11 protein-coding genes and 3 pseudogenes are annotated in these 17,043 nt (G+C 69.8%); 13 read left to right on the forward strand and 1 reads right to left on the reverse strand.

From position 1 onward, the window contains the following. The first annotated feature begins 31 nt into the window (after nt 1–31). From kdpB to RGU41_RS07235, 5 genes and pseudogenes are all read left to right on the forward strand, one after another. Nucleotides 32–2,241 (forward strand): annotated as a pseudogene (gene kdpB / locus RGU41_RS20780) (potassium-transporting ATPase subunit KdpB). Between the two features lie 51 nt (nt 2,242–2,292). Beyond that, nucleotides 2,293–2,907, forward strand: a pseudogene (kdpC, locus tag RGU41_RS07220) (potassium-transporting ATPase subunit KdpC). Nucleotides 2,908–2,917: 10 nt separating this feature from the next. After that, nucleotides 2,918–4,648 (forward strand): DUF4118 domain-containing protein, encoded by a 1,731-nt coding sequence (locus RGU41_RS07225; RefSeq protein WP_322135877.1) that lies wholly within the window; start codon nt 2,918–2,920, stop codon nt 4,646–4,648. After that, nucleotides 4,645–5,493 (forward strand): sensor histidine kinase, encoded by an 849-nt coding sequence (locus tag RGU41_RS07230; RefSeq protein ID WP_322135878.1) that lies wholly within the window; start codon nt 4,645–4,647, stop codon nt 5,491–5,493. Before RGU41_RS07225 ends, RGU41_RS07230 begins: the two co-directional genes overlap by 4 nt. Next, nucleotides 5,494–6,207, forward strand: a complete 714-nt coding sequence (locus RGU41_RS07235) for a response regulator (RefSeq protein ID WP_134446463.1) — start codon at nt 5,494–5,496, stop codon at nt 6,205–6,207. A gap of 99 nt (nt 6,208–6,306) precedes the next feature. On the opposite strand, the gene RGU41_RS07240 is transcribed toward RGU41_RS07235, so the two are convergent. Next, nucleotides 6,307–7,572 (reverse strand): ScyD/ScyE family protein, encoded by a 1,266-nt coding sequence (locus RGU41_RS07240; protein WP_134446462.1) that lies wholly within the window; start codon nt 7,570–7,572, stop codon nt 6,307–6,309. Nucleotides 7,573–7,912: 340 nt separating this feature from the next. Here RGU41_RS07240 and RGU41_RS07245 point away from each other — a divergent pair, with 340 nt between their 5' ends. The 8 genes and pseudogenes from RGU41_RS07245 (at nt 7,913) to RGU41_RS07280 (ending at nt 17,043) form a co-directional block, all read left to right on the forward strand. After that, nucleotides 7,913–8,821 (forward strand): xanthine dehydrogenase family protein subunit M, encoded by a 909-nt coding sequence (locus tag RGU41_RS07245; RefSeq protein WP_322135879.1) that lies wholly within the window; start codon nt 7,913–7,915, stop codon nt 8,819–8,821. A gap of 4 nt (nt 8,822–8,825) precedes the next feature. Further along, entirely contained in the window at nt 8,826–9,431 is a 606-nt protein-coding gene (locus tag RGU41_RS07250) for a (2Fe-2S)-binding protein (RefSeq protein ID WP_134446460.1), read from the forward strand. 140 nt (nt 9,432–9,571) lie between these two features. Further along, nucleotides 9,572–11,647, forward strand: a pseudogene (locus RGU41_RS07255) (aerobic carbon-monoxide dehydrogenase large subunit); the annotation flags it as partial. Nucleotides 11,648–11,831: 184 nt separating this feature from the next. Next, on the forward strand, nt 11,832–12,833 hold the full coding sequence (locus tag RGU41_RS07260) for an XdhC family protein (protein ID WP_322137315.1): 1,002 nt from the start codon (nt 11,832–11,834) through the stop codon (nt 12,831–12,833). A 2-nt stretch (nt 12,834–12,835) separates the two neighbouring features. Next, the gene (locus tag RGU41_RS07265; RefSeq protein ID WP_322137316.1) at nt 12,836–13,774 is read left to right on the forward strand and encodes a MoxR family ATPase; all 939 of its coding nucleotides are present in this window, start codon (nt 12,836–12,838) and stop codon (nt 13,772–13,774) included. Nucleotide 13,775: 1 nt separating this feature from the next. Beyond that, nucleotides 13,776–15,098 (forward strand): vWA domain-containing protein, encoded by a 1,323-nt coding sequence (locus tag RGU41_RS07270; RefSeq protein WP_322135880.1) that lies wholly within the window; start codon nt 13,776–13,778, stop codon nt 15,096–15,098. Further along, on the forward strand, nt 15,088–15,858 hold the full coding sequence (locus RGU41_RS07275; protein ID WP_322135881.1) for an SRPBCC family protein: 771 nt from the start codon (nt 15,088–15,090) through the stop codon (nt 15,856–15,858). Before RGU41_RS07270 ends, RGU41_RS07275 begins: the two co-directional genes overlap by 11 nt. Nucleotides 15,859–15,867: 9 nt before the next feature. After that, nucleotides 15,868–17,043 (forward strand): XdhC/CoxI family protein, encoded by a 1,176-nt coding sequence (locus tag RGU41_RS07280; RefSeq protein ID WP_322135882.1) that lies wholly within the window; start codon nt 15,868–15,870, stop codon nt 17,041–17,043.

A 17,043-nucleotide genomic window follows, 5' to 3' on the forward strand; every position in this document is an offset into this window, starting at 1 on the left:
CGGACTCCCCGACGGAAGGGCAGCAGTAATCATGTCGACAGTCACCGAAGCATCCACTTCTCCACGGGGCGAGGGCCGAGCGCCCGCTGGAGAACATCCGCGGAAACGCGCATCGAGCGCGATCAACCTTGCCCAGCTCGTCGCTGCACTCCCGATGGCGGCGCGCAAGCTCGACCCCGGCTGATGTGGCGGAACCCCGTCATGTTCATCGTCGAGGTCGGTGCCGCGCTCATCCACGCTGCTCGCGATCGTCGAACCCTTCCTCGGCGGACCGGCCCGTTCGGGCGGCGGCGACGTACCGGCGAGTTTCACCGTCGGCATCGCATTCTGGCTCTGGCTCACCGTGATCTTCGCGAACCTCGCGGAAGCCGTCGCCGAGGGCCGCGGCAAGGCGCAGGCCGACAGCCTCCGCCAGACCCGAACGAGCACGATCGCCAACCTCGTTGCCGGCTACGACGAGGCAGCGGATGCCGCGGCCGAACGGGCCACCGTCTCCGCCGTCTCCTCCGCCGACCTGACACTGGGCGATACCGTGATCGTGACCGCCGGGGAGCTCGTCCCCGGAGACGGCGACATCGTCTGGGGCATCGCGTCGATCGACGAGTCCGCGATCACCGGTGAATCCGCACCCGTCGTTCGTGAGTCCGGCGGCGACCGGAGCGCCGTCACCGGCGGCACCCGGGTGCTCTCCGACCGGATCGTCGTCCGCATCACGAGCAAGCCGGGCGAGACCTTCGTCGACCGCATGATCGCCCTTGTCGAGGGCGCCTCCCGGCAGAAGACCCCGAACGAGCTCGCGCTCAACATCCTGCTCGCGAGCCTGTCGATCGTGTTCCTCGTCGTCACCCTCACCCTCAACCCCATCGCGGGATACTCCGCCGCCGCCGTGAGCCTGCCCGTCCTCGTCGCCCTGCTCGTCTGCCTGATCCCGACCACGATCGGCGCCCTGCTCTCCGCGATCGGCATCGCAGGAATGGACCGGCTCGTGCAGCGCAACGTGCTGGCCATGTCGGGACGCGCAGTCGAGGCGGCGGGCGACGTTACGATCCTGCTCCTCGACAAAACCGGCACGATCACGTACGGCAACCGGCAGGCACGGGAGTTCACCCCGCTCGCCGGGGTCGATAGAGGCGAACTCATCAACGCAGCAGCACTGTCCTCCCTGAGCGACCCGACCCCAGAGGGCAAATCGATCGTCGACCTCGCCATCGAAACCGGGTTCGGGAATCCGGGAACCCTCGACGCCGTCGTGGTGCCCTTCACGGCGCAGACCCGGATGAGCGGGATCGACCTGCCCGACGGCTCCTTCGTGCGCAAGGGCGCCGGCTCCGCCGTGCTCGCCTGGGTGAGCGAAACCACGAACGTCGAGTCGACGATCCTCGACGACCTGAACGCGACCGTCGAACGGATCTCAGAACTGGGCGGCACCCCCTCGTCGTGGCCGAGGGCAGCGCTGCGGGCAACACGGCGGACAACTCGGCGGTCCCTGGATCCGGGGCGCGGCGGATCCTGGGAGTGGTGTACCTCAAGGACATCGTCAAGGAGGGAATCGCCGAACGATTCGCCGAACTGCGCAGCATGGGCATCCGCACGATCATGGTGACCGGCGACAACCCGCTGACCGCCAAGACGATCGCAGCGGAAGCCGGCGTCGACGACTTCCTCGCCGAGGCCACCCCAGAGGACAAGCTCGCCCTCATCCGGCGTGAGCAGGAGGGCGGCAATCTCGTCGCCATGACGGGCGACGGAACGAACGACGCACCGGCACTCGCCCAGGCCGACGTCGGGGTCGCGATGAACACCGGCACCAGCGCCGCGAAGGAGGCCGGCAATATGGTCGACCTCGACTCTGACCCGACGAAGCTCATCGATATCGTCCGAATCGGCAAACAGCTTCTGATCACCCGCGGCGCCCTCACCACCTTCTCGATCGCCAACGACATCGCCAAGTACTTCGCGATCATCCCGGCCATGTTCGCAGGGGTCTTCCCCGGCCTCGCCGTGCTGAACGTGATGCAGCTGCACTCGCCAGCCTCGGCGATCCTGTCCGCCATCATCTTCAACGCGATCATCATCGTCGTACTGATCCCGCTCGCGCTTCGCGGAGTCACCTACCGTCCGGCCGCCGCCGCGAGCGTGCTCAGCCGCAACCTGCTGATCTACGGCCTGGGTGGTGTGATCGCACCGTTCCTCGGGATCAAGCTCGTCGACCTCTTCGTCGCACTGCTCCCCGGTTTCTGACCCGCCGGACCTCTCCCCAACCTCACTTCCACGGAAACGGACAACGTCACCATGAGTTCCCCTCGCAGCTCGGCCCGCCAGTACGGCGTCGCCCTTCGCGCCATGCTCGTCTTCACCGTCATCCTCGGTGTCGCCTATCCCCTCGCGATCATGGCCTTCGGGCAGGTCGCCCTGCCGAACCAGGCCAACGGTTCCCTCATCCAGGGGGTTCTGGAGCGATCGGCTCCTCGCTGATCGGCCAGTCATTCACGGATGCCCAGGGAGCGGCCCTTCCGGAGTGGTTCCAGTCCCGGCCATCCGCAGCGGGCGACGGCTACGATGCGGCGGCCTCCGGCGGCAGTAACCTCGGTCCGGAGAACGCGGACCTGATCGCCGCGATCGCCGACCGGACGTCCGCAATCGAGGGATCCGACGGCGTGACCGCCGCCCAGATCCCCGCTGACGCGCTCACGGCATCCGCGTCGGGTCTTGATCCCCAGATCAGCTGCGGAGTACGCCCGGATCCAGGTGAACAGGGTCTCGGCGGCCCGCGGCCTTCCGGTCGCGACGGTCAGCGCCCTGGTCGAGTCTAGGATTCAGGGACGGGACCTTGGTTTCCTCGGCGAACCCACCGTCAACGTGCTCCAACTGAACCTCGCCCTCGCGGCGCTGCCCGGCCAGGGCTGAAAGGCGTGACATGAAACGCGGTCGACTGCGGGTGCTGCTCGGTGCCGCACCGGGCGTCGGCAAGACCTACGCCATGCTCGAAGAGGGCAGGCGGCTGCACGCAGAGGGCAAGGACGTCGTCGTCGCGGTCGTGGAAACCCACGACCGCCCTGCGACGGCCGCGATGCTCGAAGGACTCGAGGTCGTGCCGCGCCTCGTCCGGCGGCACCGCGGGATCGAACTCACCGACCTCGACCTGGAGGCTGTCCTCGATCGCGCACCCGCGATCGCACTCGTCGACGAGCTCGCCCACACCAACGCCCCCGGACTCGCCCACGACAAACGGTGGCAGGACGTCCAGTCCATCCTCGACGCGGGCATCGACGTCATCTCGACGGTCAACATCCAGCACATCGAGTCGCTCAACGACGTCGTGCAGCAGATCACGGGTGTCCCCCAGCGCGAAACCCTCCCGGACAGCGTGCTGCGTGCCGCGGATCAGGTCGAGGTGATCGATCTCGCCCCGCAGTCCCTGCGCGACCGGCTCGCCGAGGGCCACGTCTATCCCGCCGCCAGGATCGACGCCGCCCTGTCGAATTACTTCCGACTCGGCAATCTCACCGCCCTGCGCGAGCTCGCTTTACTCTGGCTCGCCGACGAGGTCGACACGGCACTCAAGAACTACCGGGCCGAACACGGCATCGACAGCAAGTGGGAAGCCCGCGAACGTGTCGTCGTCGCGCTCACCGGCGGGCCGGAGGGCGAGACGCTGCTGCGCCGCGGGGCACGGATCGCTGGGCGCGCAGCCGGGGGCGAGCTCCTCGCCGTGCACGTGATCAGCCAGGACGGACTCCGCTCCGCACACCCCGGCGCGCTCGCGGCCCAGCGGGCCCTCGTTGAGAAACTCGGCGGCAGTTACCACCAGCTCGTCGGCGACGACGTCCCGACCGCCCTCGTCGAATTCGCCAGGGCCTCGAATGCGACCCAGCTCGTGATCGGTGTGAGCAGGCGTACCCGGCTCAAGGCGGCCTTCAGCGGGCCGGGAATCGGCACGACGGTCGTCAGGGAGTCCGGAGACATCGACGTGCACGTCGTCACGCACTCCGCCGCGGGCGAGCGGATGCGCCTCCCCCGGATCGGCGGTGCACTGAGCCTCCGCAGACGGCTGGCCGGCCTCGGCCTCGCCGTCGTCGGCGGTCCGCTGCTCACCGCGCTCCTCGTGGCGACCCACAGCGAGGAATCGATCACGAGCGAGGTGCTCAGCTATCAACTCCTCGTCATCGTCGTCGCCCTCGTCGGCGGACTCTGGCCTGCCCTGTTCGCCGCGCTGCTCTCCGGGCTCACCCTCGACTACTTCTTCGTGAACCCGCTCTACACCGTCACGATCGCCGAACCCGCACACGCCCTCGCGCTCGTCCTGTACCTGGCCAACGCGGGCGTCGTCAGCTACGTCGTCGACCTCGCCGCCCGACGAAGCCGCAGCGCCCAGCGCGCCGCGGGTGAGTCAGAACTCCTCGCCACCGTTGCCGGCAGCGTGCTCCGCGGCGAGGACGCCGTTCCCGCGCTCGTCGCCAGGACCCGCGAGGCCTTCAACCTCACCGGGGTGCGCCTGTTCGCGGGCGGGACGTTGCTGTACTCCGACGGCTCGCCCGCTCAGGCCGGCCCGGACACCCCCTCGCAACGGTCCCCGTCGGGACCCGGGGCACCCTCGAGCTCTCCGGACGCGACCTCGCAGCGTCCGAGCGACGACTGCTCGGCGTGATCGCGACCCAGCTCGACGCCGCGCTCGAACACAGCGACCTCGCAGAGACGGCCAGTGCGATCGGACCGCTCGCCGAGGCCGACCGGATGCGCAGCGCCCTTCTCGCCGCCGTCGGTCACGACCTGCGGCGGCCGCTCTCCGCTGCGACAGCCGCTATCAGCGGGTTGCGCTCGGCCGAACTCACGCTGTCGCCCGCCGACAGGGAGGAGCTCTTCGAGACGGCCGAAGAGAGTCTCGAGTCGCTGGCCGGCCTCGTCACGAACCTCCTCGACGTCAGCCGGGTGCAGGCCGGTGCCCTCGCGGTCTCCCTGGGCCCCGTCGACGCTGCGGACGTCGTGCTCCCCGCACTCGATGAGCTCGGCGTCGGGCCGGACACGGTTGAACTCGAACTCCCTCCCGGGCTGCCGCCGATGCTCGCCGATGCCGGGCTCCTGCAGCGGGTCGTCGTGAACGTGCTGGCCAACGGCATCCGCTTCTCGCCGACGGGCGGGCGCGTGCTCGTCTCGGCGAGCGAATTCGGCGGCGTCGTCGAACTGCGGATCATGGACCGCGGGCCCGGCATTCCCGCCGACCGGCGCGATGAGGTCTTCCTTCCGTTCCAGCGCCTCGGCGACACCGACAACCTGACCGGCCTCGGCCTCGGCCTCGCACTCGCGAAGGGATTCACCGAGGGCATGGGCGGTCGGCTCGAGGCGGAGGACACCCCGGGCGGCGGGCTGACGATGGTCATCGCCCTGCCCGCATTCGACCCCGCAGCGCCGGCGGGCCACACAGCCGGCACGGCCGCAGCCACGGGCACTGGCACTGGCACTGGCACTGGCACTGGCACTGATGAGGAGACCTGAGTGAAGATCCTGATCGCAGACGACGACCCGCAGATCCTGCGTGCGCTGCGGGTCACCCTCGGCGCGCGCGGCTACGACGTCGTGACCGCCAGGGACGGCGCTGAGGCCCTCGCCGCGGCAGCGCATGAGCATCCCGACCTCGTGATGCTCGACCTCGGGATGCCGCACCTCGACGGGATCGAGGTCATCGCCGGCCTGCGCGGCTGGACCCAGGTGCCGATCCTCGTCGTCTCAGGGCGCAGCGGCGCCGCCGACAAGGTCGACGCTCTCGACGCGGGAGCGGACGACTACGTCACGAAGCCGTTCTCCATCGACGAACTGCTCGCCAGGATCCGCGCGCTCACCCGGAGGCTCGGCCCGGTCGACTCCGGTGCCGAACCGGTGATCATGCTCGGCACGATCGCCGTCGACCTCTCGGCACGGAGCGTCGTGCGCACGGGCACGGGTTCCGGGGGCGCTCCCGGAAAACCCGAGGCCATCCGGCTCACCCCCACCGAGTGGCGCATCCTCGAGTTCCTGCTGCGCAACCCGGGGAAGCTCGTCTCCCGGCAGTCGCTGCTGACGGACATCTGGGGTCCGCACCACACGACGGACTCCGGCTACCTGCGCCTCTACCTCGCCCAGCTGCGCAAGAAGCTCGAACCCGACCCGGCGCATCCGCGCTATCTGCTCACGGAGGCCGGAATGGGCTACCGCTTCACCCCCGATCCGTAGCCCCTGCCGGTCTGCTGCCGGCCCTGCCTGCTGCCCGGCCCCTGCCTGATCCCCGCACCCGGCCCACCCGGACCGGGAGGGCCGGGTGGGCGGCGAGAGTCAGTCTGTCGTGTCGTCGAGGGAGTCGCTCGCGGCGTGGCCACCCGTCAGCGGGATGCGCACGAGTTTGCCGACCGGGGTCGGCGCTCCGTTCGCGTCCGGACTGATCGCATCCGTCGTGAGGTAGAGCGCACCGTGGCGCAACTCGATCGCGGCCGGCTGCGACACCGCCACGAGCGCACTCGGCGTGTCCGAACCGGAATCGAGCACCGACACCTGGCCGGTGCCGTCCGGACCCCCGAACAGCTCGGCGACGTAGATCGTGCCGTCGTCCTGCGAGACCGCGAGGCCCGTCGCACCGACGAACCCGGTCGCGACGAGTTCGACGTCACCGGAGTCCGGATCGACCCGGTACACCGAGCCGCGCGCGCCGAGGCTCGCGTCCTCCGGCCCGCCTGGGAGCGACGTGACGTAGAGCCAACCGTCCGGGCCGAGCTCGACATCCGTCGGAACCGGTTCGAAGCGGTAGTCGTGCCCGGCTGCACAGGCGGGGAAACCGATATCCGCGATCATCGCCGCATCGATCGTGATCGGGTCGCTCGGCGGAAGAACCGCGGTGGTGGACACCGTGCCGTCCCAGTCGACGTGCAGGATCGCGTTCCCGCCGGCATCCGCGACGTACACCCCGTTCCAGAGGGCGAGCGACGCGTACGGGTGCGTGTCGACGACCCCCGTGTACGCCGCCGGAATGAACGGCGGCTGGGCGGGATCGAACTGGGCGGCACACGCCGGGTCGAGGTCGACGAACCCGTAGCTGTTGTCCTGGTCCGGGTTCGCCGAATTCTCGTAGGCCCAGATGTCGGCGAGCTGAGCGTCGGTGCCGTCCGGCGCGATGGACCTGAGCGTGGCCGCGCTGTGGTCCTGGGCCACCCGGGCGTAGTAGACGGTGCCCTTCCGCGCGGTGACCGCGGAGATCTCGTCGCCCGGGGCGCTCGCGATGGTCGCTGTCGTTCCGTCGCGGGCCACCCTCGTGAGTTCGCCGGCGAAGTTCTGGCTGACGTAGACGGTGTTGTGCCGGCCGACCTCGAGGCTGAGCGGGCCGAGCAGGCCCTCCGCGAGCGTCACCGGCGCGCCTGTTCCTTCCCCGTCGCCGTCGCCGTGTCCGGATCCCTGTCCGGCCGATGCCGGGGTGGCGCCGAAGAACGCCACCGCGAGGGAGGCGCACGCCACCCCCGCGAGGAGCCGCCTGCGTAGTCCTGTTCCGTGCCGTGCTGTTCCGTGCCGTGCCGTTCCGTGCAGTCCTGTTCCGTGCAGTGTCCTGGTCATGATCTCTGTTCTCTTCACGATCGGCTCTCGCCACGACCGCTGGGACAGAAGCACCGGAAGACAAGCGCTGCGCAGGTACGCCGAGAGCAGATGACGGTTGCATGTTGTCAAGCACCGCGGAGAGAACGTGTGATGCACAGCGTCTCCCGGGGAGGCCGGCACACACACGGGTGCCGACGCTGGCAGATTAATCCGAAGCCTGTGCGTTGTCTAGGTCTTTGCCATGAACCGAAAGGAAATGCCCGATCGGCGGGTCATTGACTTCGCTGGGGCCCGGGGCCACTATGTGTGGTATCCAGTGCCCCCCATTCCGCAGGGCATGCCTCAATGGGGAGGGTCCGTGCAAATTCCGGCACCATTCGAATACGCCCGCGCCGACACGGTCGACGACGCCATCGCACTGCTCTCCCGGTACGGCCCCGAGGCCCGCATCATCGCGGGCGGTCACAGCCTGTTGCCGATGATGAAGCTCCGGCTGGCCAGGCCGGAATGGCTCATCGACATCAACGACCTGTTCGAACTCGACTTCGTGCTGCGGGACGGAGACCGGTTGCGGATCGGCGCCCTCACCCGGCACACGACCCTCCTCGAGTCCGCTGAGATCGCCGCGCTCTTCCCGATCGTCGGCGACGCCGAGCGAGTGATCGCAGACCCGATCGTCCGCAATCGCGGCACGATCGGAGGTTCGCTCTGCCAGGCCGATCCTGCGGAGGACCTCGCGACCGTCTGCGATGTGCTCGGTGCCGAGGCGATCGTTCGCGGTCCCCTCGGCGAGCGGATGCTGACCATGACCGAGTTCCATCGCGGAGCCTACGAGACGGCGGTCGCCGCGGATGAGCTGCTCTGCGAAGTGCGCATCCCGATCCGGCCGCGCTCAGGAAGCGCATACGAAAAGGTCGAGCGCAGGGTCGGCGACTGGGCCGTCGCCGCGGCAGGAGCCGCGCTCTCGTTCGCGGAGGACGGCACGATCGCGGAGGCATCCGTCGGCCTGACCGCCGTGGGGCTCGACGGCACCGTCGGCGCGGTCACGGAGCTGCTCCGCGGTGAACGCCCCGGCGAGCAGCTCTTCATCGAGGCCGGCCGCCTCGCAGCACTCGCGGCCGACCCGGTCGCCGACCAGCGCGGACCGGTCGACTACAAGCGGCACCTCGCCGACGAGCTCACCCGCCGCGTCCTTCGCCGCGCGACAGATCGTGTCGCGGAGTTCGCCGGCCCGACCGGGCACCCCACCACACCGCAGGAAGGCTGAATCCATGCAGATCACCATGACGGTGAACGGGACCGACGTGACCAACGAGGTCGAACCGCGCGTCCTGCTCGTGCACTACATCCGCGACGTGTTGAGGCTCACCGGAACCCACTGGGGCTGCGACACCTCCAACTGCGGTACCTGCGTCGTGCTCATGGACGGGCAGCCGGTGAAGTCGTGCACCGTGCTCGCGGCGATGGCCGATGGTCATGCGATCACGACGGTCGAAGGCCTCGCCACCGGTGGCACCCTCGACCCCGTGCAGCAGGGCTTCATGGAGGAACACGGGCTGCAGTGCGGGTTCTGCACCCCCGGCATGATGCTCACCGCCCGCGCTCTCCTCGACGTGAACCCGCACCCAGACGACACCGAGATCCGCCGGGCGATCTCGGGGCAGATCTGCCGCTGCACCGGCTACGCGACGATCGTCCGTTCGGTGCACTGGGCAGCAGACCACCCGGCGGGCATGACCGAAGCGGATGCCGCAGGTGGCGACCCCGCAGCGCTCGACGACTCGGCGGGCACGACCACGGAACCGGGCGCCGCCGCCGCGGAAGCGGCCAGGGCGATCCCGGCCTCGCAGACGGAACCGGAAGAGGTGACCGCATGACCATCCTGCAGGAACACGCACCCAACCCGGCGGCGGACGACGAGGGCCGCCCGATCGGCTACGGCCGGCTGCAACGCAAGGAAGACCCCCGTTTCGTGCGCGGCCGCGGCCACTACGTCGACGACATCACGCTGCCCGGAATGCTCCACGGCGCGATCCTGCGCTCACCGGTCGCGCACGCCCGGCTCGTCTCGATCGACACGACCGCAGCCCTCGCCCACCCGGGCGTCGTCGCCGTCATCACGGGGGCCGACCTGCTCGCCCTCGGCCTCGCGTGGGCGCCGACCCTCTCCGCCGACGTGCAGGCGGTGCTCGTGACCGACAAGGTGCGCTTCCAGGGCCAGGAGGTCGCCTTCGTCGTCGCGGAGGACCGCTACGCCGCCCGGGACGCACTCGAACTCATCGAGGTCGACTACGACGTGCTCCCGCCTGTCGTCGACGCCAGGAAGGCGCTCGACGCAGACGCACCGGTCGTGCGCGACGAGATGGAAGGGCGCACCGACAACCATATCTTCGACTGGGAGGCAGGCAACAAGGCCGAGACGGATGCCGTCTTCGCCGCAGCAGACGTCGTCGTCAGCCAGGAGATCGTCTACCCGCGATCGCACCCGGCTCCCATGGAGACCTGCGGCGCCGTCGCAGACTTCGACGCGGTGACCGGCAAGCTCACACTCTACGAGACGAGCCAGGCCCCGCACGCCCACCGGACCCTGTTCGCCATGGTCGCGGGCATCCCGGAGCACAAGATCCGGATCGTCTCCCCCGACATCGGCGGCGGCTTCGGCAACAAGGTCGGAATCTACCCGGGCTACATCCTCGCCGTCGTCGGCTCGATCGTGACCGGCAAACCGGTGAAATGGATGGAGGACCGCTCGGAGAACCTGATGTCGACCTCCTTTGCCCGCGACTACATCATGCAGGGCGAGATCGCCGCGACGAAAGACGGCAGGATCCTCGCCGTGCGCACCAACGTCCTCGCAGACCACGGTGCCTTCAACGCCACGGCGCAGCCCACGAAATACCCCGCCGGCTTCTTCCACATCTTCACCGGAAGCTACGACCTCCAGGCCGCGCACTGCTCGGTAACCGGCGTCTACACGAACAAGGCGCCCGGCGGTGTCGCATATGCGTGCTCCTTCCGGGTCACAGAGGCCGTCTACCTCGTGGAGCGGCTCGTCGACATCCTCGCCGCGAAGCTCGAGATGGACCCGGCGGAACTGCGCCTGAAGAACCTGATCAAGCCGGAGCAGTTCCCCTATCCGAACAAGACCGGCTGGGAGTACGACTCCGGCGACTACGAGCGTGCACTGCGGCTCTCGATGAAGATGGCCGGGTACGACGACCTGCGCCGGGAGCAGCAAGCCAAACGCGACCGCGGCGAACTGATGGGCATCGGTATCTCGTTCTTCACCGAAACGGTCGGTGCCGGCCCGCGCAAGCACATGGACATCGTCGGCCTCGGCATGAACGACGGCGCGGAACTGCGCGTGCACCCGACCGGCAAGGCGGTGGTACGCATCTCGGTGCAGAGCCAGGGCCAGGGCCACGAGACGACCTTCGCCCAGATCGTCGCCGAGGAGATCGGCATCCCGCCGGAGGACATCGACGTCGTGCACGGCGACACCGACCAGACGCCGTTCGGCCTCGGCACCTACGGCAGCCGGTCGACCCCGGTCAGTGGCGCCGCCGTGGCCCTCGTCGCCCGCAAGGTGCGCGAGAAGGCCCGGTTCATCGCCGCCGCCATGCTCGAGACCCGCCCGGAAGACCTCGAATGGGAGAAGGGCCGCTGGTTCGTCAAGGGCGACCCGAGTGTCGGCAAGACCATCGCCGAGATCGCGATGGGCGCATACGGCACCGTAGCCCTGCCGGAGGGGATCGACGGCAACCTCGACGCCGAAGTGACCTACGACCCGCCGAACCTGACCTTCCCCTTCGGCGCCTACATCTGCGTCGTCGACGTCGACCCCGGCACCGGGCACGTCACGGTGCGCCGGTTCGTCGCCGTCGACGACTGCGGTACCCGGATCAACCCGATGATCATCGAGGGGCAGGTGCACGGGGGCCTGACCGACGGCGTCGGCATGGCGCTCATGCAGTTCATCGAATTCGACGAGTCGGGCAACAACCTCGGCGGCTCCTTCATGGACTACCTCATCCCGACGGCGATGGAGGTGCCGGACTGGGAGACCGGGTACACCGTGACCCCCTCGCCGCACCACCCGATCGGAGCGAAGGGCATCGGAGAGTCCGCGACGGTCGGTTCACCCCCGCGATCGTCAACGCGGTCGTCGACGCCCTCGCCCCGTTCGGGATCACGCACATGGACATGCCGTGCACGCCGGCACGGGTGTGGGCGGCCATCCAGGGTCGTCCCCGCCCGCCGATCTGATTGCCGTGCCGATGCCACCGATTCCGGACGCCCTCGCCCGCAGGGCGCACGAACTCACCGAACGCCGCGAGCCGTTCGTCCGCGCCACCGTCGTACGCGCCCAGCGTCCGACGAGCGCGCACGCCGGCGACACCGCCGTTGTGGATGCCGCCGGCCGGATCGACGGGTTCGTCGGCGGTGCCTGCGTCGAGGCATCCGTTCGGTACTACGGGCTCAGGCAACTCGCCGCACGCGAGCCCGTCCTGCTCCGGGTCGTGCCAGGGGACCCGTCCGGCGTGGCGGAGGACGGCGCTGTCGAGGTGCGGAACCCGTGCCTCAGCGGGGGCGCTGTCGAGATCTTCCTCGAGCCGTGGCATCCGGCACCGCGGGTCATCGTCGTCGGCGCGACACCGGTCGCGCGGGCCCTCGCCACGATCGGGGTCGACCTCGGCTTCGACGTCGAGCTCACCGAGACGATCGGCGCCCCCGGCACGGCCACGACACCGCGCCGGGACGACGCCGCACTCATCGTCGCGTCCCATGGCCGGGAAGAGGAACCCGCCCTCGAGGCGGCCCTCCGCGCGGGGGTGCCCTATGTCGCGCTCGTCGCGAGCCCCACCCGGGGCTCCGCAGTGCTCGCCTCCCTCAACGTCGACGCCGAGCAACGCGCCAGGGTGTTCAACCCTGCGGGACTCGACCTCGGCGGCCGGACCCCCGGCGAGATCGCGGTCTCGGTCTTCGCGCAACTCGTCGCCGAACGTTTCAGGCTCCGGTCGGCGGGGCTCGCCGGGGCCGCGGGGGCCCTGCCGCTCCCGGTGTCCCCCGGGGAGGCCGACGCGACGTTGGAGCCTCCGAGCGCCATCGATCCGGTCTGCGGGATGACGGTTGCCGCCCTGCCCACGAGCCTGCACTACGAGCACGCGGGGGCAACACACTACTTCTGCTCCCCCGGCTGTCGCGCGGCCTTCGTCGCAGATCCAGAGCGCTTCGCCCTCACGAAGACCCACGTCCACACCTCGACCGTGGAGCACTGACCATGGCACCGAGCGTTGAGGGAATCCCCTCGAGCCCGGCCAGGGGCGGGGCGACGTCCGCGGTCCGGGCACTGGTCCCTGACGTGCCTGCACTGCAGGCTGCGCTCGCCGCGGAGGACTACCTCGCAGACGAAGGCCTCGCGACGGCCCTCTTCCTCGCGGTACGCCTGCCGCAGCCGATCCTGCTCGAGGGCGAACCGGGTGTCGGTAAGACCGAGGCGGCCAAGGCGCTCGCGAGGGCTCTCGACACGCCCCTGTTCCGGCTCCAGTGTTACGAGGGCATCGACGCGGGCGAGGCCCTCTACGAGTGGAACTACCCGCGCCAGCTCCTCGCGATCCGGCTCGCGGAGGCCAGCGGATCAGGGATCGACGAGGATGCGCTGTTCGGGCCGGAGTACCTGCTGCGACGCCCCCTCCTGCAGGCCATCGAACACCCCGGTCCCCGGCCCGCCGTGCTGCTGCTCGACGAGATCGATCGTGCGGACGCCGAGTTCGAAGCCTTCACCCTCGAACTCCTCGCCGAGGCCGCCGTGACGATCCCCGAGCTCGGCACGATCAGGGCCGCGGTGCCGCCGATCGTGATCCTGACTTCGAACCGCACCCGCGACCTGCACGACGCCCTCACCCGGCGGTGTCTGTACCACTGGATCGACTACCCGAGCCCGGAACGGATCGCCGAGATCGTGCGCCGCCGGGTGCCCGGCAGTACCGAACGCCTCGCCCTCGACGCCGCGACCGCGATCACCCGGTTGCGCTCCCTCGACCTCGTCAAACCACCCGGCATCGCCGAGGCCATCGACTGGGCGGCTGCGCTCGCCGTTCTCGGGGCCGACCGTCTTGATCCGCAGTACGTCGCCCAGACCTGGGGTTCCCTGATCAAGAACAGGGACGACCTCGATCTCGCGCTCGTGCGCGGGGCCGACTGGATGGCCGGGAGCTGACATGGCAGAGATCACCGAGCGCGCACCGGCGGATGCCGCCCCGCGGGTTGAACCGGCCGCATTCGCCGCGGGGTTCGTCACCGCGCTCCGCCGCGCGGGCCTGCCGGTTTCGGTCGACGGGGCTGCCCGGCTCGCTGACGCGGTCCAGGTGGTGCCGCCGACCCATCGCTCGGCACTCTATTGGACGTGCCGCATCGTGCTCCTCTCGTCGAGAGACCAGTTGCCGGTGTTCGACGCGGTCTTCTCTGCCGTCTTCGACGGCCTGCTCGACCCGGCGGACCAGCGCGGTGACCCGAACGCGCCGCCGGCCATCGGCTCGGAGGCCAGGACCCGCCCGGCGCCACACGACGACCTCGCCGCAAGACGGCAGGAACCGCGCGAAGGACCAGAGACCCGGGCTCCGACGCCTGCTCCCGCAGCAGGGCCCTCAGATCCGGGCGCCGTCGAACGCGAGACGATCCTGATGCTCGCCTCGCTCGAACGCCGCCTGCACGAGACCTCGTTTTCGCTCCTGAGCGCTGAGGAGACAGAGCAGGTTCGGAACCTCGTGCGCCGGATCTCGCTCTCGACCCCGCTTCGGCGCAGCAGGCGGGTTCGGCCGACCCGAGCGGACGGTGCCCGGCTCGACCTGAGGCGCACCGTCCGGGCCGCACACCGCACCGGCGAGGAGCCGATCCTTCTGGTCTCCTCCCGCCGCAGGGAACAACCGCGCAGGCTCGTCCTGCTCTGCGACGTGTCGGCGTCGATGGAACCGTACACCCGGGTGTTCCTCACCCTGCTCCAGGGCGCCGTTGCGGGCGCGCACGCGGAGGCCTTCGTCTTCTCGACCGGGCTGACCCGGCTGACCCGCCAACTCGCCGTCCGGGATGCGGACGCCGCGCTCGCGAACGCCGCGGCGAGCTCCTCGGACTGGGCCGGCGGCACCCGGCTCGGCGACAGCATCCGCCGGTTCATCGACGACCACGGTCGGCGCGGACTGGCCAGGGGCGCTGTGATCGTGGTGCTCTCCGACGGTTGGGCCCTCGACGACCCCGCTTTCGTTGCCGACCAGATGGCCCGTCTGCGCCGCCTCGCGTACCGGATCGTCTGGGTCAACCCGCGTACGGTCGCTCCCGGATTCCAGCCGCTCGTCGGAGGGATGAACGCCGCCCTGCCCTACATCGACGCCATCGTGAGCGGCCACAGTTACGCGGCGCTCGGCGAACTCGCCGACCTGATCCGCGCAGAACGGCTCGACCCCCGCACCCGTCCCTGCACCGCATCCAGCACCGATCCCCGTACTCGACCCCACCCGACGACCAGAGGACATGACCATGCAGCTTGACAGCACCTTTTCCGTCACCGCGCCGATCGAGGAGGTCTGGGCGACCCTGATGGACTTCGAACGTGTCGCCGGTTGCGTACCGGGAGCGCAGATCCTGAACCGTCTCTCCGACGACGCCTATCAGGTCGGCATGAAGGTGAAGCTCGGACCTGTGGCAATGCAGTACAAAGGAATGATGAACGTGATCGAGCGGGATGCAGATGCCCACCGGGCGGTCTTCGAGGGGCGCGCCCAGGAGGCGCGCGGCCAGGGCACCGCGCAGGGCACGGCGACGCTTGTCCTCACCGAGGCGGACGGGACGACCCACGGCACCGTGAACGCCGACGTCGACCTTTCCGGGAAGGTCGCCGTGATGGGCAAGAGCATCATCGGCAGTGTCACCGACCAGATGATGGCGCTCTTCGCCGAGAACCTCCAGGCGATGCTGAGCGAGGCGCCCGCGCCGGCGGACACCGTGCCTGCGAACGCAGTGCCTGCGAACACCGTGCCCGTGGACGCCGAGCCGGGCGCGACGGCACCGATCGGCATCGTGCACCCGGCGGACGTTCCCGCCCGGCCGGTTCCCAGGACTCCGCCGCCTCCGGCCGCCGGATCGAGCCTCGACGCCTTCAGCTTCGCCAGGGCGATGATCATGGAGCGCCTCAGCAACCCGGCCACACTCCTCGGCCTGCTCGCCGTCGTCGGCTTCGTCGGCTACCGGCTCGGCCGGCACGGTGCAGCCCGCTCGGCCGCAGACATCCGCCAGGGGCGCCGACCGTGAGACTCCGCAATGCGTGACGTCATCGAAGAACTGGTTCCCGCCTGGGAACGCGGGCGGACGGCGGCGCTCGCCACGGTCGTACGCACGTTCCACTCCGCGCCCCGGCCCGCAGGAGCATCGATGCTCGTCACGAGCGACGGCGCCGTCGTCGGCTCGGTATCGGGAGGCTGCGTCGAGGGCGCCGTCTACGAACTCGCGCAGGAGGTGATCCGCACCGGACGGCCGGCCCTCGCGCGCTACGGCATCAGCGACGACGACGCCTTCGCGGTCGGCCTGACCTGCGGCGGCATCCTCGACGTCTTCGTCGAACCGGTCTCCCGCGAGACCTTCGCGGAGCTCGACACAGTCCTGCGCGACCTTGCGACGTCCGTTCCGGTCGGTATCGTGACCGTCATCGAGCACCCCGACCCCCGCATCCTCGGCCGTCACCTCATCGTGCGCGGCGACGGGGTGACCGGAGACCTCGGTTCCGAACGGCTCACCCACGTCGTGGGCGACGATGCCCGCGGCCTCCTGGCGGCGGGACGCACCTCGACGATCGGCTACGGGCCGGACGGAGAACGCGATGGCGCTGAACTACGCGTCTTCGTCACGAGCTTCGCCCCGCGGCCACGGATGCTCGTGTTCGGCGCTGTCGACTTCGCCGCGGCCCTGACCCGGCTGGCCGACTTCCTCGGGTACCGGGTCACCGTGTGCGATGCCCGCGCCGTGTTCGCGACTCCTGCACGGTTCCCCGGAGCCGACGAGGTCGTCGTGGCCTGGCCGCACAGCTACTTCGCCGAGCAGAGTGCTGCCGGCCTCCTCGACGCGCGCACCGTCGTCTGCGTACTCACCCACGATCCGAAGTTCGACGTCCCTCTCCTCGAGCTGGCCCTCGCCGACGACAACCTCGCCTATGTCGGCGCCATGGGTTCCCTGCGCACCCACGACGACCGCCTGGACCGGCTGCGCGCGGCAGCCGTGCCCGAGGTCGCACTGGCGCGGCTGCACAGCCCGATCGGCCTCGATCTCGGCGCCCGCACGCCGGAGGAGACCGCGGTCTCGATCATGGCCGAGGTCATCTCCGGAATGTGGGGTGGCACCGGTGAACCGCTCGGCGACCGCCGGACACCGATCCACCACGACCTGGCCGCCCACGACATCGTCGACGTGCGCGACGAGGATGACGCCCGAAAGCTCGTGTGA

The sequence above is a fragment of the Cryobacterium sp. 10C3 genome, assembly GCF_034314285.1.
In the GTDB taxonomy this organism is placed as follows: Bacteria; Actinomycetota; Actinomycetes; order Actinomycetales; family Microbacteriaceae; genus Cryobacterium; species Cryobacterium glucosi.

Coding starts and splice junctions, on each gene's coding strand:
- RGU41_RS07225 (WP_322135877.1), top strand. CDS start 2,918: ATGAAACGCGGTCGACTGCGGGTGCTGCTCGGTGCCGCACCGGGCGTC.
- RGU41_RS07240 (WP_134446462.1), bottom strand. CDS start 7,572: ATGACCAGGACACTGCACGGAACAGGACTGCACGGAACGGCACGGCAC.
- RGU41_RS07250 (WP_134446460.1), top strand. CDS start 8,826: ATGCAGATCACCATGACGGTGAACGGGACCGACGTGACCAACGAGGTC.
- RGU41_RS07260 (WP_322137315.1), top strand. CDS start 11,832: ATGCCACCGATTCCGGACGCCCTCGCCCGCAGGGCGCACGAACTCACC.
- RGU41_RS07265 (WP_322137316.1), top strand. CDS start 12,836: ATGGCACCGAGCGTTGAGGGAATCCCCTCGAGCCCGGCCAGGGGCGGG.
- RGU41_RS07270 (WP_322135880.1), top strand. CDS start 13,776: ATGGCAGAGATCACCGAGCGCGCACCGGCGGATGCCGCCCCGCGGGTT.
- RGU41_RS07275 (WP_322135881.1), top strand. CDS start 15,088: ATGCAGCTTGACAGCACCTTTTCCGTCACCGCGCCGATCGAGGAGGTC.
- RGU41_RS07280 (WP_322135882.1), top strand. CDS start 15,868: ATGCGTGACGTCATCGAAGAACTGGTTCCCGCCTGGGAACGCGGGCGG.